This is a genomic window from Polaribacter sp. HaHaR_3_91 (assembly GCF_019278525.1).
Taxonomy (GTDB): domain Bacteria; phylum Bacteroidota; class Bacteroidia; order Flavobacteriales; family Flavobacteriaceae; genus Polaribacter.
Genome location: NZ_CP058986.1, coordinates 2,435,005 through 2,459,863 on the forward strand (window position 1 = coordinate 2,435,005; position 24,859 = coordinate 2,459,863).

Consider the following 24,859-nt stretch of genomic DNA (forward strand, 5'->3'; position numbering starts at 1 on the left):
AATCTTCCGTAATAAAGTGGGAAATTTGTAGGTATTTATATTTAAAAAAAAAACTTATTATGATAAAAGTATCTGTAATGTACCCAAACAGTAATAATGTACAGTTTGATGTAGATTATTATAAAAACAATCATTTACCTATGATTGTAAATGCATTGGGTTCTGCCTTAAAAGGTTTAGAGTTAGATTTAGGAATTGCAAGTAGAGTTCCTGGAGAACCTGCTCCCTTTATAGCTATTGCTCATTTATTATTTGATGATGTTGCTTCTTTTCAGGCTTCATTTGGTCCGCATGCAAAAGTATTTGCAGATGACGTAAAAAATTACAGTAATGTACAAGGAGAACTTCAAATTAGTGAATTGATAAATTTATAAAGATGAAAAATAACCGTAACATAAAACCGAAAGTGCTTTTTTTTGATGTAAATGAAACTCTATTAGATCTTACCAAAATGAAAAAACAGGTAGGTGACGCTTTGGGTGGAAAAGACGAATTGCTTCCCTTATGGTTTACAACAATGTTACAGTATTCATTAGTAACATCCGCAAGCGGAGATTATAAACCTTTTGGACAAATTGGTGCTGCAGCTTTGCAAATGGTAGCTGCTAATAATGGCATTACCATCTCAGAAGAAAATGCAAGAGAGGTAATTGTAAATGCCATGCAAAACCTACCTCCTCACCCAGAAGTAAAAGAAGCATTGCTTCAATTAAAACAAGCTGGTTACAAATTAGTGGCGTTTACAAACTCATCCACCGAAGGTTTAAAAAATCAATTTGAGAATGCTGGTTTAACCGATTTTTTTGATGAACAATTAAGTGTTGAAGAAACCGGGAAGTTTAAACCCTTTACAGAGACTTACCTTTGGGGAGCATCAAAAATGGATGTAAATCCAGAAGAGTGCATGTTAATTGCAGCACATGGTTGGGATGTATATGGAGCAATGAGCGCCGGTTTAAGAGCTGCTTTTGTAGCGAGACCTAGTCAACAATTATTTCCATTAGCGCCTAAAACAGAAATTATAGAAAACGATTTAAAAAAAGTAGCAGATATTCTAGTAACTTATCAATAAAAAGGGATTTAAGGTAACATGGAGGTAAAAGAAGTCAATATAAAAAAGATAGCAAAATATTGCCTAGAAAATGTCTTTAGAACAAATACGGACTTACCAGGCTTTGTGTACCTTGACTTTGGAGAAAATAGAACCTCACCCGAACTTAGAGCTATTATGGTTGCGCTAAAAAATGAATTATCCGCTTTTACATTAAAGAAATTCAATAAAGAATTAAGTTATCATTGGTTGGTTCGTTTCGATCAACAAGTTAGCACACCTTTTCATCTAGATAATGCCGAAAATCAATCTTTTTTAATGCTAGGTTACGAACCAAGTGAAGTAGAAAGTGAATTGTATATAGCCGATTATCATAAGTATGCAAATGAGAATAAGGAGGCTTCAGAAGACTATCTTAAAAATTTTACGCCTGTATTTAAGGAAAATGAAACGATACTTAAACCCTATATTACCAAACTAGCATCATTTGATAAACCTACTTATAAAATTGTTATAATTAATAATAGCAATCCAAAACAAAGCAGAGAAACCTTAGGTGTATTTCACAAAGCAAAAATTGTGAAACCCGATCTAAATAAAAGTAGAATAGTAAATTCAATGATTTTTAATATGTTATCAAAAGATAATAATATTGAAGACCCGAAAAAAGAACATGCTTTTTTAAATACTGATATTATAAGCAAATAGTAATTATAACTTTAAATATTGAATTTAAATAAGCCTAAAAAAAACATAATATGACACAAAAATTAAAAATAGACATCGTTTCTGATGTTGTTTGTCCGTGGTGTACTATCGGATATAAACGTTTAGAAAAAGCAATTATAGAACTTGGTATTCAAGATAAAGTAGACATAGAATGGCAACCTTTTGAGTTGAACCCAAATATGCCCGCTGAAGGTCAGAATGTAAACGAACATATTACAGAAAAATATGGTTCTACAACCGAGCAACAAAACGAATCGAAGCAAATGATGACCGAAGCTGGTGCAGAATTAGGTTTTAAATTTGATTATTTTGACGAAATGCGCATGGTAAATACCTTTGATGCACATGTTTTATTAGAATACGCTAAGATTTTTAACAAACAAACTGAATTAAAAATGCGTTTAACAGCATCTTTTTTCGGCGAACGTAAAGACGTTTCTAAAAGAGATGTTTTAAAACAGGCTTTATTAGAAGTTGGTTTAAATGCAGAAGAAGGACTTGCTAAATTAGATATTGAATCTGCAAGAAGCGAAGTAAGAGCCAAACAAGATTATTGGAAAAATTTAGGAGTTAATTCTGTACCAACTATTGTTTTTAATAGAAAAAGTGCGGTAACAGGTGCACAACCTGTAGACACTTTTAAACAAGTACTTACAGAATTAATGAAAGAACAAGAATAGTTTATAAAATTAACTAATGTCAGTTCGAGCGCAGTAGAGAACTATTTAATTATTAAATAGTTCTCTACTTATGCTTGTCTTACGCAGAGTCTAAAGACCCAACAAGATATATTGCTTCTATTTAAACTAAAATAATCGATGCAATTAAGTATAATTTATTAGACAAAATAATATCTTAAAAAGATACCTATGGAATCAAAAAAAAATAAAGGAGAATTAGATGCATTATTAGCGGCAAAACGTAAAGAAGGTGCAGCTAAATTCACCAAAGAAAAGAATAAAATTTATGCAGACGGAATTACAAGTGTAGCAAATTCTGGCATACTTGAAAAAGCTTTAAATGTAGGAGATAAAGCTCCTGATTTTAACCTGAAAAATGCTTTAAACGAATCTGTATCTCTATATGATGAATTAAAAAACGGACCGGTAGTTTTAACATGGTACAGAGGTGGCTGGTGTCCGTATTGTAACATCACATTACATTATTTACAAGAAAAGTTACCAGAATTTCAACAAGCAGGTGCAACACTTATAGCTTTAACGCCTGAGTTGCCAGATAATTCTTTAAGCACATCCGAAAAAAACAATTTAGAATTTAATGTTTTAAGTGATGTTGGTAATACCGTCGGAAAAGAATATGGTGTTGTTTTTAAACTAACTGATGAAGTTGCCGAAATTTATGAAGCTGGTTTTGGTTTAAGTGATTTTAATGGAGATAAAAATAACGAGTTGCCATTAGCTGCTACCTATGTTATTGATACCAACGGTGTAATTCAGTATGCATTTTTAGATGCTGACTATAGAGAAAGAGCAGAATCATCTGACATATTAAACGCGTTAAACAAATTAAAATAAGACCAAAAGTCTTATTTTTTTTTATCAGTAAAAAAAACTATTTCTTTTAAAATCTTAACAAAACTGTAGTACCCTTTACAATCGTATTTTATTAATTTTGAGGTTTATCAATAACCAAATAAAACATTTATGCATACAACCAAACTCATCTTAATTGCTTTTAGTTTCTTATTCTTTTCTTGTGGAAATAAAAAAACAAATTCAGAAGTAAAATCAGAAATAAATACAAAAAAAGAAACTCCAATTACCTTTAAAAACAAAGGACACGAATTGGTCTACAACACCGTACAAAAAACGGGGAATTACCAAACACTTGCAGCTAAAAAAGATGTGGTTTACACCTACTCTTACCAAACTCCAGATGGGAAAACAGATATTTCTACAGAAAAATATATTTTTGATGGAGAACTTTCTTACGGAGCATATACAAAGCATGAAAGAACTTTAACAGACTTAAAAGGTAAAGTAGAACAAGGCTATGACGGAAATGAATATTGGTTAAAAAATAATGGAGAAATCATAACAGATTCGGCAGCCTTAAAAAAAGTTGCGTTTAACAGACCTACTAATTTTTACTGGTTCTGTATGATTCAAAAATTATTAGATCCTAGTGTACAATATCAATTTATAAACGAGCAAACAATTGAAGGAACAATTTATGATGTTGTTAAAATTACCTTTGATGGTAGCAATAACAAGCCAAAAGATATTTACCAAGTATACATCAATAAAGAAACTAAAATGATAGATCAGTTTTTATTTACTGTGATGGATTTTGCAAAGTCAGATCCTCTTTTAATGCAACTGAAATATGAAAATATAGAAGGTATTTTAATCCCTACACAACGTAAATACAAAGCGTCTAATTGGGATGCAGAAGTTACAGATGCTCCTTGGATTCAAGTAAACTGGACCAATATTAAATTTAATAACGGCTTACAAAAAGAACTGTTTAAAAAATAAACCAACACACGAAAATCAATTTTACAAAGAACCCCTTCAGATTTAAAAATTTGAAGGGGTTTTTCTTACGCTAAAAAAAAGTCTTTGCTAAATTAGATTTAACAAAGACTCTTTAAAATATTGAAAAAAATTATGTTATGCTGTAATTTCAGTATCTTTAATTTCTACTACTTCAAGATCAAAAACAAGATCTCTACCTGCTAAAGGATGATTACCATCAATAACAACGCTATTATCTTTAACTTCAACAATCATTAAATTCATTTCTTGTCCTTCTGGAGACTTAGAAACCAATCCCATACCAACTTTTGGCTCCATATCTTGTGGAAGATTAGCTCTATCAATTTCTTGAATCAATTGATCATTTACCTCACCATACGCTTCTTCTTTAGCGATAGTAATAGTTTTCTTTTCATTCACTTTCATGTCAATTAAACCTTGCTCAAAACCAGGAATTAATTGTCCTTGTCCTAAAACAAATTCTATTGGCTCTTTTCCTTCAGACGTATCAAAAACTTGTCCATCAGATAATTTACCTGTATAATGTACTTTTACTGTGTTATTCGCTTTTACTTGACTCATACTATAATTAATTTGAAAAAATAGGCGTTGCATAATTCTTACACAAAAACTATTTTAATTTAAACTTACAAACCATTCGCTGCCATAACCAAGCCAAAACCCAGAATTTTAATGCCATTTTCTTTAATTCGCTACATTTACAAACAAAAAATAAAGTGCTATCTCTCTTATAGTAGTAATCTACAAGCTTTCTGTTTTTTTATAAATAAAAAGGTTGTGTAATATTTAAACCGCAACTTTGTCAGTTTTTACTTAAAATTAAGATTATTTTATGACAGTTTTGTTATTGACAGGAAGCTTTAATTTTCGATAAAAAGGAGAAATCTCATAAATATTTTCAAATTTATAGTATCATCGTGTAGGTTTTCTCCTTACGTCGGATGACAAATTGGAATGGTTCTTTTTTAGGTTGATTAATAATCAACTACTTTTAATAAGTAAAAACCTTAAAACCTCATATCATTTTTGATTATTCACAAAAGTACTCTCAGAATTTTGTGGTTGGTAACAATTTACTAAATTAGTTACTTGAAACATGCAACAAACCATATACTAAACAAATTTAAAAAGCCTAAACCACTAACCAAAATGCCAACAAAAATTATAGACATTAACGAAGCTACGATAAAAAGTTATGTAGAATCATTAAGGCCAGAAGATTTAGAGATTAGAAAACAAATAGATATTGGCTATGCTTATGATGGTAAATCGGTAATTCTGTTTCAAATAAGACCAAAATGGGACAACCCAAAAGAGAAATTACAAATTGATTTCGCTAAAATTACGCGTATAAAGTCAAAAAAAATATGGAAACTATATTGGATGCGTGCCAGTGGAAAATGGGAACTCTATGAACCTTTTTCAGAATCTACACATCTAAATGAAATTGTAGCAATTATTAAAAAAGATAAACACAGTTGCTTTTTTGGATAATAGAAGCTTTTTCTAAATTGTACATATTTAATTTTAGAATAAATAATATGTCCTATTAAGCTCAGTCGAAACTTACTATAGTAATCAGTTAGTTCTCGACTGAGCTAGAACAGACAACCAAGAATGTTTCAATTACTATAAAAAAGAAGTTATTTAAATTCGAACCACCATTGAATACTACAAGACAACAAATAATTAGAGAAATTGCACAAGAATTAGATTGTGGTAGTGATTGCTACTATAATTTAAAAACAAATGAAATTATAGCAATTCCAGATTTTTCACAAGTATTTGATGAAGAAGAATTTAAAGAGGCTTTTGGTGAAGCTCTAGAAAAGTTAGAGCAGCATAAAACAGATTTCATAAAAATTGAATCCTTAGAAAGCTTTGAGTCCTTTAAAATAATGGAAGACTTTGCAGCACAAATAAAAGACCTAAATTTTAAGATAGAATTACAAGCTATTTTACAAAGGCAAAAACCCTTTCAGAATTTTAAACATCAAATAGATCAATCTAATTTTAGACAAAACTGGTTCGATTTTAAACAGCATGAGCTTGAGAAAATAGTTGCTAAAAGATTACATTAATCAAATGATGACTAAAGATTTTCTAGAAACCTTAAATATAATAATTTGTTAAGATTATTCGGGGGTAATACTGAAAAGGGAAATATTCGCTTTGGCAAAAGAATATATAGAAACACTTATTTATCAGATTATCAACCTGCAAAAAAGCAAAGACCCTAAATTGGGTGCAGTTTCCATCTTAAATTGGAAAACTATAGGTAAAAAAACTTCCGAAGAAAAAAAGAGAGATTTATATTACACAAATATAAACAACTGGGATTTGGCAGATAGCGTTACTCTATAGAAAAATTTTACATCGAAACCATAAAACATTTCTTAAACTTAAAATAAGGAAAAATTTATAGCAAAATCCTATAGACCTATCTAACCTTAAATTTTTAGATTATTGTTAATTCAAAAATTATAGCGAGTTCATCGCAAGTTTTTTAAATAGAAAGCATCTTAATACATAGTCCTTTTAATTAAAAAAGGATTTTCAATCAATGTTATTATATGAAATCCAACCAATTCAAAGCACTTGTTTTAAGCTCATTTTTTATCGTTTTAACTTCTTGTAGTGAAGATACCAATTCCGATTTAACCACTAGCGATGCGGTAACCATATCTGTAGAAAGTAGTAATTTTATAACAGAAGGATTAGCAACACCCATAACCATTGAAAGCAGAACATTATCTGATGGTTCTACAGCAGATTGTTATAAAATAGTAGTTACGGGTACACCAACAGATCATGAAATGGGACCTTGGTGTCCGAGTAATATTTCTGATGATGCTACTGCAGGTGGAATTTGGCTTGAAAACGGAGAAGTTTATGATGTAGATGGCGCTTTTGTTCAGAATTTAGCTGCTTTTTACAATGATGATACTTGGATGTTATATAACGCTACCACAGGAGAAATTACAAAAACAAGCACAGAAACAGAATGTGAAGAAGCTGCAAACCCAAATGTTGGCACAGAATATAAAAATTATTGTGTGGAGTGTTTACCTTCTTATGTAGAAGACCTAACACACACTTATTACATTCCAGTTACACCTAAAATAGCAGACACTCCTTATGTATTTTCTACCGGACTTGGTGGAGGTCCAGGAACAGCTATAAGTACCGTACCTTCTAATAGAGGTTTGGCATTTAATGGTGTTGTTTTTGATGCTCCGGCACCAACAGATAATATTTTAAGTGCCTATACTTTAGCTCCTTTTGATGATGCTGGCGGGCATATTAATTTAGCTGCTGGTTATCATTATCATGCTGCAACCGGTCTTTCTACAAAAATAACACAAACAGATAATCATGCAGCTATGATTGGCTATGCTTTAGATGGATATGGTATCTTTGAAAACACGGATGAAAACGGAAATGAAGTTACAGACTTAGATGATTCTAGAGGACATTATGATGACACTAGAGGATATCATTATCATGTAGACAAAGCTGGTAATAATAATTTTATCAATGGTTTAAGAGGGGAATATGCACTATAAAAAAATGATTAAAAACTTTTCGATATTAATGATATTTCTGTTAATGAGCAATACTTTATTTGCACATCAACCAGATTTATCTAATATCGTAATTTCTAAAACCGAAAATGGGCAAGTTATTTTACAAGTAAATAGTTCCTTAACTGCTTTTCAGCAGGAAGTCAACTTTGTAAATGGCGAAGGTTTTTATAAATCTCCAGAAGAATTTAGAAACCTAGTTATAAAGCACTTTAACAGTCGTTTTTCTATGATTATCAACAAGAAGGACACCTTACAATTTAAGAATCCAAAGGTGTTTTTAGGTCATGAAACAAAACTAGTTGTAGAAATTATTGGACTTCCAGAAACCATAAATAGCATTCAATTAAAAAACACTTTATTTAAAGATATTTATCATAGTCAATCTATAGTGATCTTTTTATTAGAACAATTTCCAACACAAAAATTCTCTTTAGATGTTGATAATAAATATCAAATAAATTTAGCGCTTAAAAAAGGTAATTGGGAAAATATCTTAGAAGAAAAAATGACTTCTAATTTTAAATATGTGGGCTATTTTGCAATTTTATTAGTAATTTCAGTAGTATTTCTAGTTATTAAAAGAAAAAAAACTGTAAAATAAAAAATATAATAACACTTGCTATAAAAGATAAAATCATTGATAATATGAAAAAATATAATTTAAAACTCTTAACAATTATTCTATTTCTTGTTGGACTTTCTGCTTGTACAAGTAATAGTGAAAGTAAGAAGAATATTACTCAAGACAAAGTAACCATAGCTGTGAATAGTAATTATTTCTTACCTGGTGGATTGGCAGAACCTATTACAATAGTAACAAGAACATTGTCTGACGGTTCTACCGCAGATTGTTATAAAATTATAGCAACAAGTACACCTACAGATCACACAATGGGACCTTGGTGTCCTACAAATATTTCTGATGATGCAAGCGCTGGTGGAATTTGGATGCAAGATGGAGAAATCTATGATGTAGATGGAGAGTTTGTAAAAAACTTAGCCACTTTTTATAAAGATGATACCTGGATGCTTTACAATAGCGAAACAGGAGAAATTACAAAAACAACTACTAAAGAAGAATGTGAAGAAGCTGCAAACCCAAATGTAGGAGAAGAATATAAAAACTATTGTGTAGAGTGTTTGCCTTCTTATGTATCAGATGTAACCCATACCTATTACATTCCTGTTACTCCTAAAAAAGCAGCGACTCCTTATACTTTTTCTAGAGGTGGTAGAGGCGCTGGTGGTCCTCCTCCAGGAGGAAAAAGACCAGAAGGAGGAGAAAGACCTCCAAGACCAGAAAAACGTCCCGAAAATAGTTCTACAATGCCTTCTAGCAGAGGGTTGGCTTTTAATGGTGTTGTTTTTGATGCTCCTGCTCCAACTGATAACATTTTAAATGCTTATACTTTAGCTCCGTTTGATGATGCAGGCGGACATATTAATTTAGCGGCCGGATATCATTACCATGCTGCAACAGGTGTTTCTAAAAAAATTACACAAGCAGATAATCATGCCCCAATGATTGGCTATGCTTTTGACGGATACGGAATCTTTGCAAACACAGATGTTAACGGAAAAGAAGCTACGGACTTAGATGAATCCAGAGGTCATTATGATGAAACAAGAGGCTATCATTACCATGTAGATAAAGCAGGTAATAATAATTTTATCAATGGTTTACGAGGAGAATATGCTTTATAAAAATCTGATATAAAATATTTTATTCTTAATACTAAATTTTCAACAAGCCCAAGCCAACAACTTGGGCTTGTTTATTTTTAAAACAGACCTCCCTCCTATTATTCTAATAAATCTTCTTAATAATTACAAAAAGGTCTTTTTGATTTCTACTTTTTCACTCAAAAAAGTTAATTTAGCTTTTAGGCGATTCATTTGTTATATCAAGGATTATTTTCGGTTTTAAAACCATATTTAATATTGATAAAACAGAATTTCTTATTTAAAAATTGAAAAAGAAAATGAAAATACTACATACTGCCGATTGGCATTTAGGACATAGATTACACGAACAATCTCAGTTTGAAGAACAATCATTATTTTTAAGTTGGATTGAAACCTATATCATAGATCAAAAGATTGATGTGCTTTTAATTTCTGGTGATGTTTTTGACACTGGTTCTCCATCTAACCAAAGTTTAGAAATGTATTACAGTTTTTTAGTAAAACTAAACGGAACCACTTGTAAATCGATTATTATTACTGGCGGAAATCATGATTCTCCAGGGACTTTAAATGCCCCAAAACATATCTTAGGTGCTTTGTCTATAAAAGTGGTTGGTAAAGCAACCGAAGACATTAAAGATGAAGTTTTCGAAATTGAAATAAACAACGAAAAAGTAATTATTGCTGCGGTTCCTTATTTGCGTGATGGTGATATTAGACGTGCAGTTGCAGGTGAAACTTTTGATGAATTAACAGATAAATATAAAACAGCATTAATTAACCATTATGTCTCTGCTGCAGACCAATGCAAACTTATAAACACCAACAATGCGCCTGTAATTGCCATGGGACATTTGTTTGCAACAGGCGGAACCATTTCTGATAGTGAACAGAATATTTATGTAGGAACTTTAGGACATATTGGTGCAGAAGATTTTCCTACCTATTTTGATTATATAGCCTTAGGGCATTTACACAGACCACAAATAATTAGCGGAAATGACAAAGTCCGTTATTCTGGATCTCCAAATATTTTAAGTTTTAGCGAAATTAATTATGACAAAAAAGTAATTATTTTATCGGTAGAAAACAATAAGATTACTGAAATAAAAGATGATGTAATTCCTAATTTTAGAGAGTTTTACAAACTCACAGGTAGTTTAGAAGAATGCATGTCTAAATTTTCTAGTTTGACTTCTAATTCTTATAAATTAACGCCTTGGGTAGAGATTGCTTTAAAGGAAGATCATACAGTTAACACAGACGATTTAAAGTCTGAAGCAGCACAATATCCATTCGAAATATTAAAAATAGGATTGAAAAATCAGCGGAAAGTTAAAGGTATTGAAGAGTTATTGGAGAACACAAAATCAATTAAAGAGTTATTACCCACAGAAGTTTTTAAATTAAAATGTGAAGAAATGGACTATGATTTAGAAAAAAGACCTGAAGTTTGGGATGCTTTTAATGAAATTTTGCAATCCGTTAAAAACCAATAAGGCAGCTTCTCTATGAAAATTTTAAAGATAGAATTACAAAACATAAATTCCTTAAAATCGGATACTCCTATTGTTATAGATTTTGAAAACGAACAATTTAGAGATGTCGGTTTGTATGCAATTACAGGTTCTACGGGAGCTGGAAAAACTACTATTTTAGATGCCATCACAATTGCCTTGTATCATAACGTTCCACGTTTTAGCGGATCAAAAGGTACTTTGTTAGATGTTGTAAGTCACGGTGCACATGATGCTTTTAGTCGGGTTACTTTTAAAAATGACACCACCGTTTACGAGGCTTTTTGGGGAATTAGAATTGCTGATAAAAAAGGAAAAGCATATAAAAATCCGAAGGAAGAAGTCAGTTTAAAAAACTTAACTACAGATACTATTTTAGCGACTCAAAAACGGAATTTAATTACCGAAGTAGTGAGTGCTACTCAGTTAGATTACAATCAGTTTTTAAGATCTGTAATGTTGGCACAAGGAGAATTTGCTTCGTTTTTAACAGCTAAAGGTCCAGAAAAAGGAAAGTTATTAGAACAAATTACGGGCGAGCAGATTTATAAAAAAATTGGTCAAGGTATTTTAGATCGGAAATCTGAAGAAGAAAAAAAACTAAGAGAAATTGAAGCCAAAATTAATGCGGATGATATTTTAAATGATGACGCTAAGGCGAATTTAATTACTGAAGATAAGAGGCTTGATGCTGATATTAAACTTACTGAAACAGCGATAAAATCTTCTCAAAAAGTTGTGGATTGGTATGTTAGCTTTCTAAAATTAACAAAAGAAGGGGAAGAACATGAAGAGAAATCTAAAAGTGTTCAGTCTTTTGTTGAGAAACACAAAATAGCATTAAATCAATTGGCTTTACATGAAAAAGCATTGCCTTTTAAAGAGTTGATAACAGATTTGAATAAAACAGCTAAAGAAACTGTTTTAAAAGAAAATCAACTAAAAGAAATTGAAAAAATAGTAATAGAACTAAAACCACGAATACTTCTTTTAGAAAAGCAAACCAAAGCAGACACTAATAATGTAGAAATTGCAGAAAAAGATTTTTCGGAATGGTTGCCAAAATTTGATACGATTACAAATTTAGACAGTGCTTTAAAAAACGAACGAATTGTAAAAGAAAAAACTTCTGAGAGCTTAGTTAAACTTGAGTTAGAAATCAAAAAAGCATCTGAAGACAAAAGTAAATTGGTCAACAGTTTTAATGAGACTACAAATCAAATTAAAGCAAAAGAAAGTTTTATAAAACAAAACGAATTTTTAAGATCCGTTGCCTTAGAAATAACCGATTGGAGAACAGATTTATCAACTTTAAAAACGCATAAAGAAGCGATTTCAAAAAGCAATTTATTAGTTGATCAAAAGGAAAAAGAGGTTACTAAAACTACTGAAAACTTAAAAGAAAACAAGAGTTCTTTTCAAGAGAAATCAGCAGCAATAAAAGTTATTGGCGAAAAAATTGCAGCATTAAACAAAGAGTTAGAGAAAAATACATTAAGTGATTTATTAGCGTTAAAAGAAAAATACAATCAGTCTGAAAATAATTGGAAACAATTTAAAGTTTTTGCGGAACAACATCAAAAAACAGCAAAAGATAAAACTGATTTAGAGACGGATGAGAAAAAATACGTAACCGATTTAAAAGAAATTACAGATAAAATAATCGCTCTGCAAAAAGTCCTTGAAAATCAGGAGAAATTAGTAATTGATGCTACTAAAATATTAGATTTAGAACGAAGCGTAGCTAAGTATAAGGAGGATAGAAATCTTTTAATAAAAGGAGAACCTTGTAGTTTATGTGGATCTAAAGAGCATCCGTATACAAAACATCTACCCACAATAAATATATCGGAATCTGAAATAGAATTAATCAAAAGAAAGGAAGATTTAAAAAAGTTAAACGAAGAAAAATCACTTTTTAATACTAAAAAAACAACAATACAAACTCGCATAGAAAATTTTCAAGAACAGATTAAAGGTAAAGAAACCGAATTATCTTCAATAAATACTAAAGTAAATGAATTATCAATTGTTTGTGAATTAACTGATTTTGAAAAAGTTGAAATTGAATTACTTTCCCTTAAAAATAAGTTAGCTGAAATTAATACTAGTTTAAAAAATGCTCAACAATTACAAATAGATAAAGACCAATTCTCTAAAGAGATTCAAAAACAGCAAGAAGCAATCAATCAATTAAAAACAACAATTGCAACATTAGAAGAAAAAAATAAAAATGCAAAAGAAGTAATTCTTCAAGAAGAAAAATCAATTCTAGAATTAAATGCTCATTGTACAAAATTAGAGAATAGCTTAACAATAAAACTCTCTAAATATAAATATCAACTTCCTATTCTTTCGGAAATCAATCTATTTTTAAAAGAAATAGATGAAAACATTGCACTTTTTAACAAATCAGAAAGAAGTTTAGACGCATTAAAATCAGAAAGTAAGATTCTAAACACAAAAATAGAAAACCTTAAAGATCTGTTAGAAAATCATGCTAAAAACAAAGTTGTTTTTGCTGAAACAATTAAAGATGCAACAACAAAACAGCAGAAATTAACAACAGAAAGAATTGCTATTTTACCAATTGATATTTCGGTAGAAAGCAAAAGAAATCAGCTACAAAAAGCAAAAAACACCTTTGTAGAAAAAGCAAAATTGAGTAATGAATCCTTACAAAACTTACTCAATACTAAAACAAAACAAGAAACTTTACAGGTAAATATTACAACTGATTTAAAAAGTTTATCAATTAAAAGATCTGACTTTATAAAAATACTCAATGCTAAATTAAAAGGCAGTGAGTTTACATCAAAAGAAAACATTGAAACAGCATTACTATCCGAAGAAATAGCGAATGAGTATAAAAAGAATAAAGAACGCATTAAGGAAAATCAACTTAAAATAAAGACCTTAAAAGAAGAACATGCTAAGGATCTAAAGTTATTACAAGAAACCAAAAATTTTGAAACTTCTGAATCTGAAAGCAAACAAATTTTAGTCGATTTAAAGACTAAAAAAGATGCGTTGTTAACTGCTAAAGGTAAAATTGTAGAAGCTTTTAGAAAAGACAAAGAAATAAAAGATAGAAACCAAGAAACGTATAAAAAGATAGATGCTCAAGATAAAATTTGTAAAGTTTGGAAAGAACTTTTTAAAATTATAGGAAACTCTAAAGATGCATTTAACGTCTATGTGCAGCGTTTAACGTTAAAACATTTATTAGATCTTGCCAATGTGCATTTGTATCAATTAAATAAGCGTTATTCTTTAAAAATGGAAGATTCTTACAAGCCAAAAGAAGAGCTTAATTTTAATTTGATAGATCATTATCAAACAGATCAAGCAAGATTGGTAGATACTTCTAGTGGTGGAGAAAAGTTTACTATTAGTTTGGCCTTGGCCTTAGGACTGTCTGATTTAGCCAGCAAAAATGTAAAAATAGATTCTCTTTTTATTGATGAAGGATTCGGAACTTTAGATAGTAATACCTTAGAAACCGTAATTTCTACTTTAGAAACGTTGCAATCTCAAGGAAAAATGATTGGAATTATATCTCACGTAGAAAACTTAAAAGAACGTATTCCTACTCAAATTCAAATTACAAAGAAAAGTAACGGAGTTAGTAAAGTTGAAATAATATAGTTAAGCTTCTTTACTTATAACACTTTCTAATAATACAAAAGTATTCTAATTATGTAAAAAAGCTCACGTATATACGTGAGCTTTTTTATATTATATATTCAATAAAATTTATCCTCTCGAAGAAATAAAACAGAACCTATTACAACCTGTTTAATAAATCAGATTTCTTATTTTCAAATTCTTCAACAGAAAGAATTCCTTTGTCCTTTAAACCTGCTAATTTTTCAATTTTAATGAAAATATCTTCTTCAAAAGCAGCATTATTGATGTTATTGTTATTATTTTCAAGGGGTTGAATTGGAGCTTCCATAATAGGAGCAATTGGAGCTTCTACAATATTATTTTGTATTTCATTATTTTGAACAGGCGCTTGTTGTTGCTTATTTCCTCCAGAAATAATAGGCAAAGCATTTAAATCTACATTACCATATTGACTTGTAAAAGAAACCGAGTAATTACCACCTTGTTGCTGCCCTACTCCACCAATATTATGATCTAACGTATCAAAAATTGTTACGTTACCATTTTGTTTTATAGCCAAACGATGTATGTTATTAAAAATAGCATAGCTTGTATCGTTTTGACTTCCTGTTGAATTAGGAAAACCTAAATCTCCCCACCAATTTCCAGAAAAAACACCTTGTCCGTTTTCTGTTTTTGGTAAAGGTTTGTATTGGATAGCTCCTTGTTGAATTAAATTTGATAAATCCATACAAAGACCATCTACTAAATATTTAAGATTATTATTAAACATATCTCCAACCATTGTCATACCTCCTTGCATCCACTGGCCCCCTCCGCCTAACTCAGGAATATTGAATTGTGCCATAGAGCCATTGCTACTCATAAGTCTTTGCGTTAAATCTGTAACGGCATTAGTACTTACTCCGTATTTGTTGGCTACGTTTATCATGTTCTGAAAACTAGCATCTGTGAATATTGCATTCATAATTTTTTGTGTATTTCTTTATTTAATTAAAAATAACTGTAAAACAATTTTATTACAAAGGTAGTCTATAGCAATATCAATAGACGTTTTTTAATGTGAATTCTTCGTGATTTAAAAACACTATTTACATGAAAACAAATACATTAGCTCTTTGTTTTATGTTTGTTATAATTACAAAAAAGTATTGTTAAAAACAACAATTTACCGATATTAACCTTTATTTTTGATAAAATAACATACAAATTAAATTATAGTAATAAATCTAGCTTGTTAAAAAAATAAAAATAAAATTACAAATTTTAAACTTTTTTACTCTAGCTTAAATTTGATTACTTATTTTCTTCTTTTAATCACCCAAAAAGCAATAATAATTTTAATTACAAAGGGAGGTTGATTGCAAATAGAGGTAAAAAAATCTTATAAATTAAGATTGCATTGGAATTTCTGGAAGTTTATTTTTAAAACTTGGTGCGTTGTCTCTATAAGAAACTAATTTCTTTTTAGAAACAAGCACGATTAAATCTTCACTTAACGTAAATAAACAGGCTGTTCTAAAAGTTTCTAAGAGTAATTTTTCTAATTCAACAGTAAATGTCTCAAAAGAAAATTGTTTAAATTCATTCTCTTCTGCAAAACGGTATTTTAATTCAAAAATATCTTTACCATCCACCTTAAATAAACGGGCATAGACATTTAATAAACCTTCACTTTTTCGCATGGGTTTACTTAAAGTCAGTTTTACAAACTCATCTCTTGTTAAACTTTCTTGTAATGTTTCAAAAAAAACTTTAAAATCGCTCATGCTGCAAAAATATAAATAAGAAATTGTTAATTGTAGAATTACTTGCTAAAACATAGTGCTAACATTTTATATAATTCTGGATGTTTTCTCTGAAACAACTTTGGCCTTTCAAAAAAATATTCTCCAGCAACTGCTAGAAATTCAATTTCAGACGTTCCTCCATAACTTCTAATATCAGAAGCATTATTATTAATCGCTTCCATTTCTTTATGTACTAATTGTAACCAAGGTATAATATACTGCTTGTTTAACAAAACTGACGGAATACCATCCACAACACCATCTGCCTTGTCTAAAAGATGAATAAATTCATGTATGGCTGTATTGCCTTTATCTGTTTTATTGCTAAAACCAAGATGTAATGCTTTTCTAGATAAAATCATTTGCTTCTCGAATCTTCCCGTACCAACCAAACCACCAATAGTTCTCCCTTCTACTTGAGAATCAAACTGTAAATCATCATCAAAGTAATCCGGATAAATTAATACCGTAGATAAGTTCGTATACTTCCAATTTGGAAATCTAAAAACCGGAATTACAGCACTCGCAGCAATTAACAAAGTATCTAATTCTTCTAACTCAAAATGAACTGCTTCAATATTTGTTTCCTTTAAAAAGGAAACCATTTTAGCGCGAAACAATTCTTGTTCATCATCATTTAATTTTTTATAAAATAGAATATGTTTTAATAATAATGGATGCCAATGTTCTGGAACAACAAGTTTTTCTAAAGAAACTGTATTCTTTTTTCGCTTAGACTGTATGCTTACAAAAAAAACGATAAGAAGTATCGCAATGGCAATTATATATAACATTATATTTTTTTAAAGAATGGAAAACTACGAAAATTTAAAAGGTTTAGAACTTATTTTTTTGCTACTTTATTTTTCTGATTTTATTTTAATAGTAACTAAAATTCATAAAAAAAGCCCAAGTTTAAAACTTGAGCTTTTAATTTTATATAAATTCATCCTTTATCAGAATGAAAAAGATAATTATCCTTTAAAGTTAATCTTACGCATACGTAAGCTTTCTGGAGTTACTTCTAAATACTCATCTGCTTTAATGTATTCCATGTTTTCTTCTAAAGAGAAATCAATTTTCGGTGCAATTTTCATAGCATCATCTGTACCAGATTTACGCATGTTTGTTAATTGCTTTCCTTTAATTAAGTTCACAGCCATTTCATCAGATTTACTATTCTCTCCAATTACTTGACCAACATAGATTTCTTGATTTACATCGATAAAGAAAACTCCTCTATCTTGTAAACGGTTTAATGCATATGCAGTTGCTTTACCAGCAGCAGAAGAAACAATTGCTCCTTTAACTTCTTCAGTAAAGTCTCCTTTATAAGGACCATATTCACTAAATCTGTGGTTAATAATTGCAGTACCACCAGTTGCAGTTAAAATTTTGTTTCTTAAACCAATTAATCCTCTAGAAGGAATAGAAAATTCTAAGTGTTGTAAATCTCCTTTTGGTTCCATCACTAACATATCTCCTTTTCTAAGAGATACTAAGTTAATTGCTTTAGAAGCCATTTCTTCTGGTACATCAATAGACAATGTTTCCATTGGCTCATGTTTCTTACCATCAATTTCTTTAAGAATTACTTGTGGTCTTCCCACTTGTAATTCATATCCTTCTCTACGCATTGTTTCAATCAATACAGATAAGTGTAAAACTCCACGTCCAAAAACGTTAAATTTATCTTCACTATCAGTTGTTTCAACTTTTAATGCAAGGTTTTTTTCTAATTCTTTAAATAAACGATCTCTTAAGTGACGAGATGTTACATATTTACCTTCTTTACCAAAGAAAGGAGAATTGTTAATTGTAAACAACATACTCATTGTAGGTTGGTCAATCTCTGTTCTTGGTAATGCTTCTGGGTTTTCTAAATCTGCAATTGTATCACCAATTTCAAATCCTTCAATACCAGTAATTGCACAGATATCTCCACAAGGTACTTTTTCTACTTGAATTTTACCCATTCCCTCGAAAATGTGTAATTCTTTAATTCTTACTTTTTTAGTAGAACCATCAGCTTTACATAAACTATATTCTTTACCAACTTCTAAGTCACCTCTAAAAACACGTCCAATAGCAATTCTTCCTGTAAATTTAGAAAAATCTAAAGAAGTAATTTGCATTTGTGGCGTACCTTCATTGTACTTAGTTGCAGGAATAGATTCTAATACAGCATCTAATAAAGGAACGATATCTTCAGTCTGGTTTTTCCAATCTGTACTCATCCAGTTGTTCTTTGCAGAACCATAAATTGTAGTAAAGTCTAATTGCTCTTCTGTAGCTTCTAAAGCAAACATTAAGTCAAAAACTTTTTCATGAACGATATCAGGAGTACAGTTTTCTTTATCTACTTTGTTAACAACTACAATAGGAGTTAATCCTAATTCTAAGGCTTTACCTAATACAAAACGAGTTTGTGGCATTGGTCCTTCAAATGCATCCACTAATAATAAAACACCATCAGCCATTTTTAATACACGCTCTACTTCTCCACCAAAATCGGCGTGACCAGGAGTATCAATTACGTTAATTTTTGTGTCTTTGTAATGCACAGAAACGTTTTTAGAAAGAATTGTAATTCCTCTTTCACGTTCTAAGTCATTATTATCTAACAATAAATCTGTACGTTCTTTACGATCGTCTAAGATTTTAGCTTGATCTATAATTTTATCTACTAACGTTGTCTTTCCGTGATCGACATGGGCTATAATAGCGATATTTCTAATTGGTTGCATTTATGTATTCTTAAATTTCGTGCAAAAGTAGTGTTTTTAGTTTAAAGATTTCATTCAATCTAAAAAACTTTAACTATCTAAGTGTTAAAAAGGTAAAAGATAATCCTATTTTAATATATTTTATTAGACGCAACCTCCTTTTAAATTTAAGAGTTTTGCCTTAAAATGATGATTCGATAAAACTTCAATTGCTTTAGCACTTCTCACACCTGATTGACAATACACGACTAAATCTTTATTTTGATACACCTCATCTAAACGCTCTAATAACTCACCTAAAGGAATATGATGCCCTTCGATATGATATTTTTCTCTTTCCCAAATTTCTCGAACATCTAATAAATTATATTTTTCTTTATTTTTTTGAAGTTCTTCTAAAGAAATTTCTTCTTTGGATGAAATTCCACAGAAAAAATCATAATCTGTTTCTAAAGCAGTAACGTTGGTTTTACTATCCTTTTCATACTTTAATAGCATTTGATTCATTTGTAGAGAATCATAAATCAATAATTTATTGGCTAAAACGGCTCCTATTCCACAAATAATCTTAATAGTTTCATTGGCTTGTAAACTACCTATAATTCCGGGTAACACGCCTAAAACGCCAATTTCTGAACAATTAGGAGATTCGTTCGGTTTTGGTGGCGTTGGATACAAGCATCTATACGTACCGCTTCCTTTATAATTAAACACACTCACCTGACCTTCGAATTTAAATATAGATCCATAAACCAATGGTTTGTTTGTTATTACAGCCGCATCATTCACTAAATAACGTGTCGAAAAATTATCGCTTCCGTCTACAATAATATCATAATTGGTGAATACTAAAATGGCATTTTCTCTTGTTAATTTCTCATTATAAACATCAAAATTTACAAACGGATTCAATCTTGACAATCGTTTTGCAGCAGTTTTAGACTTAGACAAACCAATATCATCCATTGTATATAAAATCTGACGTTGTAAATTACTTTGATCTACCACATCGTCATCAATAATACCAATTGTACCAACACCAGCAGCAGTTAAATATTGTAAAACAGGGCAACCTAATCCACCAGCTCCAATAATCAAAACTTTGGCTTGTTTTAGTTTTAATTGCCCTTTCGCTCCTATTTCATTTAAAATTAAATGACGATTGTATTGCTTTTTTTCTTCTGATGTAAGCATGATAATTATTCTTTATAATTCGTAATTTGAAAGTCGTAATTGATTACTTAAAATGTTCCCAATCTTTCCAAACTACTTCTAAATCTTGGTTTTTTAACATTTGTACAACGTCCTCAGTACTTCTTTCATCAGAAATTTCAAATTGTTCTAAAGATTGGGGTTCTACCGTATAACCTCCAGGATTTGTTTTAGATTCAGCACTGATAGAAGTAATTCCTAAATTAACAATGTGATTTCTAAAAACCTCACTTTCTCTAGTGGACATTGATAATTCTATGTCTTCATCAAACAGACGAAATGCACAAATAAGTTGTACTAAATCCGAATCTGTCATTTCTACTTTTGGCTCTAATCCACCAGAATGCGGACGTAATCTTGGAAAAGAAATCGAATACTTTGTTTTCCAATACGTTTTTTGCAAATATTTTAAATGCAAAGCGGTAAAAAAACTATCGGCACGCCAATCTTCTAACCCAAATAAAGAACCCAAACCAATTTTATGAACTCCTGCTTTTCCTAAACGATCTGGAGTATCTAAACGGTAATCAAAATTAGATTTTTTTCCCTTCGGATGGTGTTTTTTATACTCGTCTCTGTGATACGTTTCTTGATACACCAAAACAGCATACAATCCGTTTTCTACCAACAACTCATATTCGTCTTGGTCTAAAGGCTGAACCTCTATAGTAATATTAGAAAATTGAGAACGAATGATTTGAATAGCATTTTTAATGTACTCAACTCCTACCGTTTTATTGGCTTCTCCTGTGACCAATAATATATGATCATATCCTTTCGCTTTTAAAAAAGCGACTTCCTTTAAAATTTCAGCGTCGGTTAACGTCCGTCTTGGAATTTTGTTCGTCATACTAAAACCACAATAGGTGCAAATATTCTGGCATTCGTTACTCAAATACATCGGCACATACATTTGCATGGTATTACCAAAACGCTTCTTAGTTAGCAACTGACTTTTATGCGCCATTTCTTCTAAAAATGGTTTTGCAGCAGGAGAAATTAAGGCTTTAAAATCTTCTAAATCGAGTTTATCTTTTGCCAACGCTTGTTTTACCTCAACAGTTGTTTTATCAAAAATACTTTTTAGACTGAAATCCCAATTATAGGAATCGAAAAGTTCTTTAAAATGACTCATATTTTTAATTTAAAAAACTCGTTAACGGACTACTTGCAATTGCCATTTCACTTCTCGGAGCCAATTTTGCTTCAAACGCCATTCTTCCTGCTTCAACAGCCATTTTAAAGGCTTTTGCCATCGCAACAGGATTTTGAGAAACAGCAATTGCCGTATTTACCAAAACAGCATCTGCTCCTAATTCCATTGCATATGCAGCATGAGATGGCGCACCAATACCAGCATCTACAATTACAGGTACGTTAGATTGTTCTATTATAATTTCTAAAAAATCGACTGTTTTCAATCCTTTATTACTTCCAATTGGCGCTCCCAAAGGCATTACACATTGTACACCAACTTCTTCTAAACGCTTACATAAAACAGGATCTGCATGAATATAAGGCATCACTACAAAACCTAATTTCACTAATTCTTCTGCTGCTTTTAGCGTTTCTATAGGATCTGGCAATAAGTATCTTGGATCTGGATGAATTTCTAATTTTACCCAATTGGTTTCTAAAGCTTCTCTAGATAATTCGGCAGCAAAAACGGCTTCTTTTGCAGTTCTTACTCCAGAGGTATTTGGTAATAAGTTGATATGCTTATGATTTAAATGTGATAAAATATCATCTTCCTCGTTCTGAACATCTACTCTTTTTAAAGCTACCGTAATCAACTCACTTTCGGAAGCTAATAAGGCTTCTTTCATTAATTGTGAAGAACTAAATTTCCCCGTTCCTGTAAATAAACGTGAAGTAAATTCTTTATCTGCTATTTTTAATTTTTGACTCATTTTATATGTTTTTTAGATTTGACATCAGGTTGAACGAAATTTAATTTTAGTTGAATCCCCTATCACTAATACTTAAACTCCGCTCTAGTTGACATCTCTCGTTTTCAATTTAAAATTTCTTGAAATTTAGCAATACTAGTTACATCTTTTGTGATGGCTCCAGAAATTGCAATTCCGTAAATACCTGTATTTGTAATTTTTGCAACGTCTTCTAAAACAATTCCGCCAATGGCTATTATTGGGGTTTCTGTTTGTAATTCTTCTAATAGATTTTGATATCCTTCGACACCTAAAACCGGACTTAAATGCTGTTTTGTTTTTGTAAATTGATAAGGGCCTAAACCAATATAATCTACTTTTTTATCTAGTAGGTTTCTGCAATCTTCTAATGTATTTGCTGTTCCTCCAATGATGTAAGACATTCCTAAAAAAGCACGAACTTTTGAAGGACATTCATCTGTTTTTCCTAAATGAACTCCGTCTGCTTTTATTTCTTTGGCAACCTTGTAATGATCGTTTATAATTAACTTGGCTTTAAAGCGCGTTGTTATTTCTCTTGCTTCTTTTGCTGTTTCTAAAATAGTTTTAGCATCGCTATTTTTTAAACGTAATTGTACCCAATCTGCACCAGCAACACACGCTTTTTGTATGTTTTCTAAATGCACTTCGGGCGTTTCACCTTGCGATATATAGTGTAATTTATGAATCATTCGTTTTGATAATTATGCGTTCCTAATAAAGATTCGTTAGAACTTAAAAACTGTTCTGTATACAATTTTGTGTTTCTACAAGCGTCTTCTAAAGGAATCTCTTTTGATAAATTTGCCGCTAATGCTGCGGATAAAACACAACCACTGCCATGTTTTTCAAAAATTGGTTTTGTGGTTATTGGCGCAATATTGAGTTTTACTATTTTACTGTAATACACCTCATCCCATCCTTTTTTATCGGTTCTGTGTCCGCCTTTTAGGTAGATATTTGTTTTTTCTGATATAAATTCGATCGTTTCTTCAATGCTTTTATCTGGAAACAATGCTTTTATTTCATCGTAATTTGGTGTGATAAAAGAACAATTCAGTAATACTTTTTCGAAAGTGTCTAAATCTTGAATAGTATGAAATGTAAAACCTGCACTTGCTTTTAAAATAGGATCTAAGACTATTTTTATATCCGAATTTAACTTTTTTAAGGTTTGAATCACTTTTAATAGAATTTCCCAAGATTGGATGATTCCTATTTTTACTACTGAAATAGAAAAACGCTGAAATAGGGTCTCTATTTGTTGTAAGATGAGGTTTTTATCAATCCAAAAACAGTCTGTAAATGCAATGTCATTTTGAACCGTCACGGCAGTGCAAACCGATAATCCGTATAGTTGGTGGGCTTCAAAGGTTTTTATATCTGACGTGATTCCAGCACCACTTGAAGGATCTAATCCTGCAATGGTTAAAATGTAGTTTTTTTGATTCAAACTTCTTATTTTATTTTTTACTTCTTTAAATAATGGCGTTCCCTTTTAGGTCAGGCTTTCACTACTCGCTTTTTTGTGAAAGAAAAATTCACAAAAAGAGCTCAAACAAACCGTTCAATCCTTAACGCAAAACGATAAGTATTTTTTAAAATGACTTGTGTTTCTAAATATGTTCTCGATACATTTTTATTCCGTTATCACTTCATAAAAACACTCGAACTGACAGACGTTCAACTCCAATTAACTGTCATTGCGAGGACGAAGGACGTGGCAATCTATATTTAATACATCTTCCAAATTCTTCAATCTAAATGACTTTTAATTTTTTTACTTCTCAACTGCACTCGAACTGACAGACAATTATTAGTATACACAACAAACAGATTCCTTCTTTCGTTCCTCAATCGGAATGACATTTCATTAAACTAACGAGTAAAACTTCTCTTTTATACTTTTAAAACTCTCTACGGGGTTTTCTGCATTCCAAACACCACCTAAAACACCAACTCCTTTAAAACCTAGTTGTAAAGTTTCTTGTATGGTTTCAGAATTAATTCCGCCCATACCAACAATGGTTTTGTTGATATCATTTACATCAAAACCTTTGCCTTCGTATCCTTCTTTAGAAATCGATGAAAAAACAGGACTTAATAAATGGTAATCGAACTCGAAATAACAATCCTTTAAAACTTTTGGCTCATGAAAAGAAGAACTAATTGTTTTTCCATACATGTTTAGCGTTTTAAAATACTCACTCGGATTATCTATATAATCTATCCGTTTTTGTTCCTGAAAATGGATGCCTTTTAAATTGAATTCATTTATTAACTCATGATGATAATGCACTACAATTCTGTTATGATATTCTTTATCTATTTGATTTAAATACGCAACGTGTTCTTCGTAGTTTTTTTCTGGTTTTCTAAAATGATAAAAACGCAAACCATGTTCGAACAACTGGTTTAGTATGTCAATTTCATTCGGAATATCTTTTTCTGGTGCAATAAGAACTATCATAGTGTTTTTAGTTT

25 protein-coding genes are annotated in these 24,859 nt (G+C 30.7%); 14 read left to right on the plus strand and 11 right to left on the minus strand.

The window, feature by feature from the left end; all coding sequences use genetic code 11:
• The first annotated feature begins 59 nt into the window (after positions 1-59).
• From H0I27_RS10230 to H0I27_RS10255, 6 genes are all read left to right on the plus strand, one after another.
• Positions 60-374 (plus strand): EthD family reductase, encoded by a 315-nt coding sequence (locus H0I27_RS10230; RefSeq protein ID WP_218730613.1) that lies wholly within the window; start codon positions 60-62, stop codon positions 372-374.
• A gap of 2 nt (positions 375-376) precedes the next feature.
• Entirely contained in the window at positions 377-1,072 is a 696-nt protein-coding gene (locus H0I27_RS10235; protein WP_218730614.1) for a haloacid dehalogenase type II, read from the plus strand.
• Positions 1,073-1,090: 18 nt separating this feature from the next.
• Positions 1,091-1,759 (plus strand): hypothetical protein, encoded by a 669-nt coding sequence (locus tag H0I27_RS10240; protein WP_218730615.1) that lies wholly within the window; start codon positions 1,091-1,093, stop codon positions 1,757-1,759.
• Between the two features lie 50 nt (positions 1,760-1,809).
• Positions 1,810-2,460, plus strand: a complete 651-nt coding sequence (locus tag H0I27_RS10245) for a DsbA family protein (protein ID WP_218730616.1) — start codon at positions 1,810-1,812, stop codon at positions 2,458-2,460.
• A gap of 189 nt (positions 2,461-2,649) precedes the next feature.
• Positions 2,650-3,315 (plus strand): peroxiredoxin-like family protein, encoded by a 666-nt coding sequence (locus H0I27_RS10250; protein WP_218730617.1) that lies wholly within the window; start codon positions 2,650-2,652, stop codon positions 3,313-3,315.
• 129 nt (positions 3,316-3,444) lie between these two features.
• Positions 3,445-4,278, plus strand: a complete 834-nt coding sequence (locus H0I27_RS10255) for a DUF6503 family protein (protein ID WP_218730618.1) — start codon at positions 3,445-3,447, stop codon at positions 4,276-4,278.
• A gap of 135 nt (positions 4,279-4,413) precedes the next feature.
• On the opposite strand, the gene H0I27_RS10260 is transcribed toward H0I27_RS10255, so the two are convergent.
• A complete protein-coding gene (locus H0I27_RS10260; protein WP_218730619.1) occupies positions 4,414-4,860 on the minus strand; it encodes a peptidylprolyl isomerase in 447 nt (148 codons plus the stop codon).
• A 588-nt stretch (positions 4,861-5,448) separates the two neighbouring features.
• On the opposite strand from H0I27_RS10260, the gene H0I27_RS10265 reads away from it, so the two are divergent.
• From H0I27_RS10265 to H0I27_RS10300, 8 genes are all read left to right on the plus strand, one after another.
• A complete protein-coding gene (locus tag H0I27_RS10265) occupies positions 5,449-5,793 on the plus strand; it encodes a DUF3024 domain-containing protein (RefSeq protein ID WP_218730620.1) in 345 nt (114 codons plus the stop codon).
• Positions 5,794-5,963: 170 nt separating this feature from the next.
• On the plus strand, positions 5,964-6,380 hold the full coding sequence (locus H0I27_RS10270) for a UPF0158 family protein (RefSeq protein ID WP_218730621.1): 417 nt from the start codon (positions 5,964-5,966) through the stop codon (positions 6,378-6,380).
• A 91-nt stretch (positions 6,381-6,471) separates the two neighbouring features.
• A complete protein-coding gene (locus tag H0I27_RS10275; RefSeq protein WP_218730622.1) occupies positions 6,472-6,663 on the plus strand; it encodes a hypothetical protein in 192 nt (63 codons plus the stop codon).
• Positions 6,664-6,872: 209 nt separating this feature from the next.
• Complete coding sequence (locus H0I27_RS10280) at positions 6,873-7,865, plus strand: YHYH protein (protein WP_218730623.1); 993 nt, start codon at positions 6,873-6,875, stop codon at positions 7,863-7,865.
• Positions 7,866-7,893: 28 nt separating this feature from the next.
• Positions 7,894-8,487: a hypothetical protein gene (locus H0I27_RS10285; RefSeq protein ID WP_218730624.1), complete on the plus strand. Its 594-nt coding sequence runs from the start codon at positions 7,894-7,896 to the stop codon at positions 8,485-8,487.
• Between the two features lie 44 nt (positions 8,488-8,531).
• Positions 8,532-9,590: a YHYH protein gene (locus tag H0I27_RS10290; RefSeq protein ID WP_218730625.1), complete on the plus strand. Its 1,059-nt coding sequence runs from the start codon at positions 8,532-8,534 to the stop codon at positions 9,588-9,590.
• 278 nt (positions 9,591-9,868) lie between these two features.
• Positions 9,869-11,071, plus strand: coding sequence for an exonuclease SbcCD subunit D C-terminal domain-containing protein (locus tag H0I27_RS10295; protein WP_218730626.1), 1,203 nt, complete (start codon positions 9,869-9,871; stop codon positions 11,069-11,071).
• A 12-nt stretch (positions 11,072-11,083) separates the two neighbouring features.
• Positions 11,084-14,737, plus strand: a complete 3,654-nt coding sequence (locus H0I27_RS10300; RefSeq protein ID WP_218730627.1) for an AAA family ATPase — start codon at positions 11,084-11,086, stop codon at positions 14,735-14,737.
• A 139-nt stretch (positions 14,738-14,876) separates the two neighbouring features.
• Here H0I27_RS10300 and H0I27_RS10305 read toward each other — a convergent pair whose 3' ends face one another.
• The 10 genes from H0I27_RS10305 to H0I27_RS10350 all read right to left on the minus strand — a co-directional run bounded on the left by H0I27_RS10305 (position 14,877) and on the right by H0I27_RS10350 (position 24,845).
• Complete coding sequence (locus H0I27_RS10305; protein ID WP_218730628.1) at positions 14,877-15,686, minus strand: SHOCT domain-containing protein; 810 nt, start codon at positions 15,684-15,686, stop codon at positions 14,877-14,879.
• A 424-nt stretch (positions 15,687-16,110) separates the two neighbouring features.
• A complete protein-coding gene (locus H0I27_RS10310) occupies positions 16,111-16,488 on the minus strand; it encodes a hypothetical protein (RefSeq protein WP_218730629.1) in 378 nt (125 codons plus the stop codon).
• 38 nt (positions 16,489-16,526) lie between these two features.
• Positions 16,527-17,303, minus strand: a complete 777-nt coding sequence (locus tag H0I27_RS10315; RefSeq protein ID WP_218730630.1) for a zinc-dependent peptidase — start codon at positions 17,301-17,303, stop codon at positions 16,527-16,529.
• A 180-nt stretch (positions 17,304-17,483) separates the two neighbouring features.
• A complete protein-coding gene (typA, locus tag H0I27_RS10320) occupies positions 17,484-19,256 on the minus strand; it encodes a translational GTPase TypA (RefSeq protein WP_218730631.1) in 1,773 nt (590 codons plus the stop codon).
• Positions 19,257-19,379: 123 nt separating this feature from the next.
• Positions 19,380-20,429, minus strand: a complete 1,050-nt coding sequence (gene moeB, locus H0I27_RS10325) for a molybdopterin-synthase adenylyltransferase MoeB (RefSeq protein ID WP_368407318.1) — start codon at positions 20,427-20,429, stop codon at positions 19,380-19,382.
• A 43-nt stretch (positions 20,430-20,472) separates the two neighbouring features.
• The gene (gene thiH, locus H0I27_RS10330; protein WP_218730632.1) at positions 20,473-21,582 is read right to left on the minus strand and encodes a 2-iminoacetate synthase ThiH; all 1,110 of its coding nucleotides are present in this window, start codon (positions 21,580-21,582) and stop codon (positions 20,473-20,475) included.
• Between the two features lie 4 nt (positions 21,583-21,586).
• Positions 21,587-22,357, minus strand: coding sequence for a thiazole synthase (locus H0I27_RS10335; protein WP_218730633.1), 771 nt, complete (start codon positions 22,355-22,357; stop codon positions 21,587-21,589).
• Between the two features lie 104 nt (positions 22,358-22,461).
• Positions 22,462-23,067, minus strand: coding sequence for a thiamine phosphate synthase (gene thiE / locus H0I27_RS10340; RefSeq protein ID WP_218730634.1), 606 nt, complete (start codon positions 23,065-23,067; stop codon positions 22,462-22,464).
• Positions 23,064-23,828: a hydroxymethylpyrimidine/phosphomethylpyrimidine kinase gene (locus tag H0I27_RS10345; RefSeq protein WP_218730635.1), complete on the minus strand. Its 765-nt coding sequence runs from the start codon at positions 23,826-23,828 to the stop codon at positions 23,064-23,066. The genes thiE and H0I27_RS10345 overlap by 4 nt, the downstream gene beginning before the upstream one ends.
• A gap of 420 nt (positions 23,829-24,248) precedes the next feature.
• Complete coding sequence (locus H0I27_RS10350) at positions 24,249-24,845, minus strand: thiamine phosphate synthase (RefSeq protein WP_218730636.1); 597 nt, start codon at positions 24,843-24,845, stop codon at positions 24,249-24,251.
• Positions 24,846-24,859 lie beyond the last annotated feature (14 nt).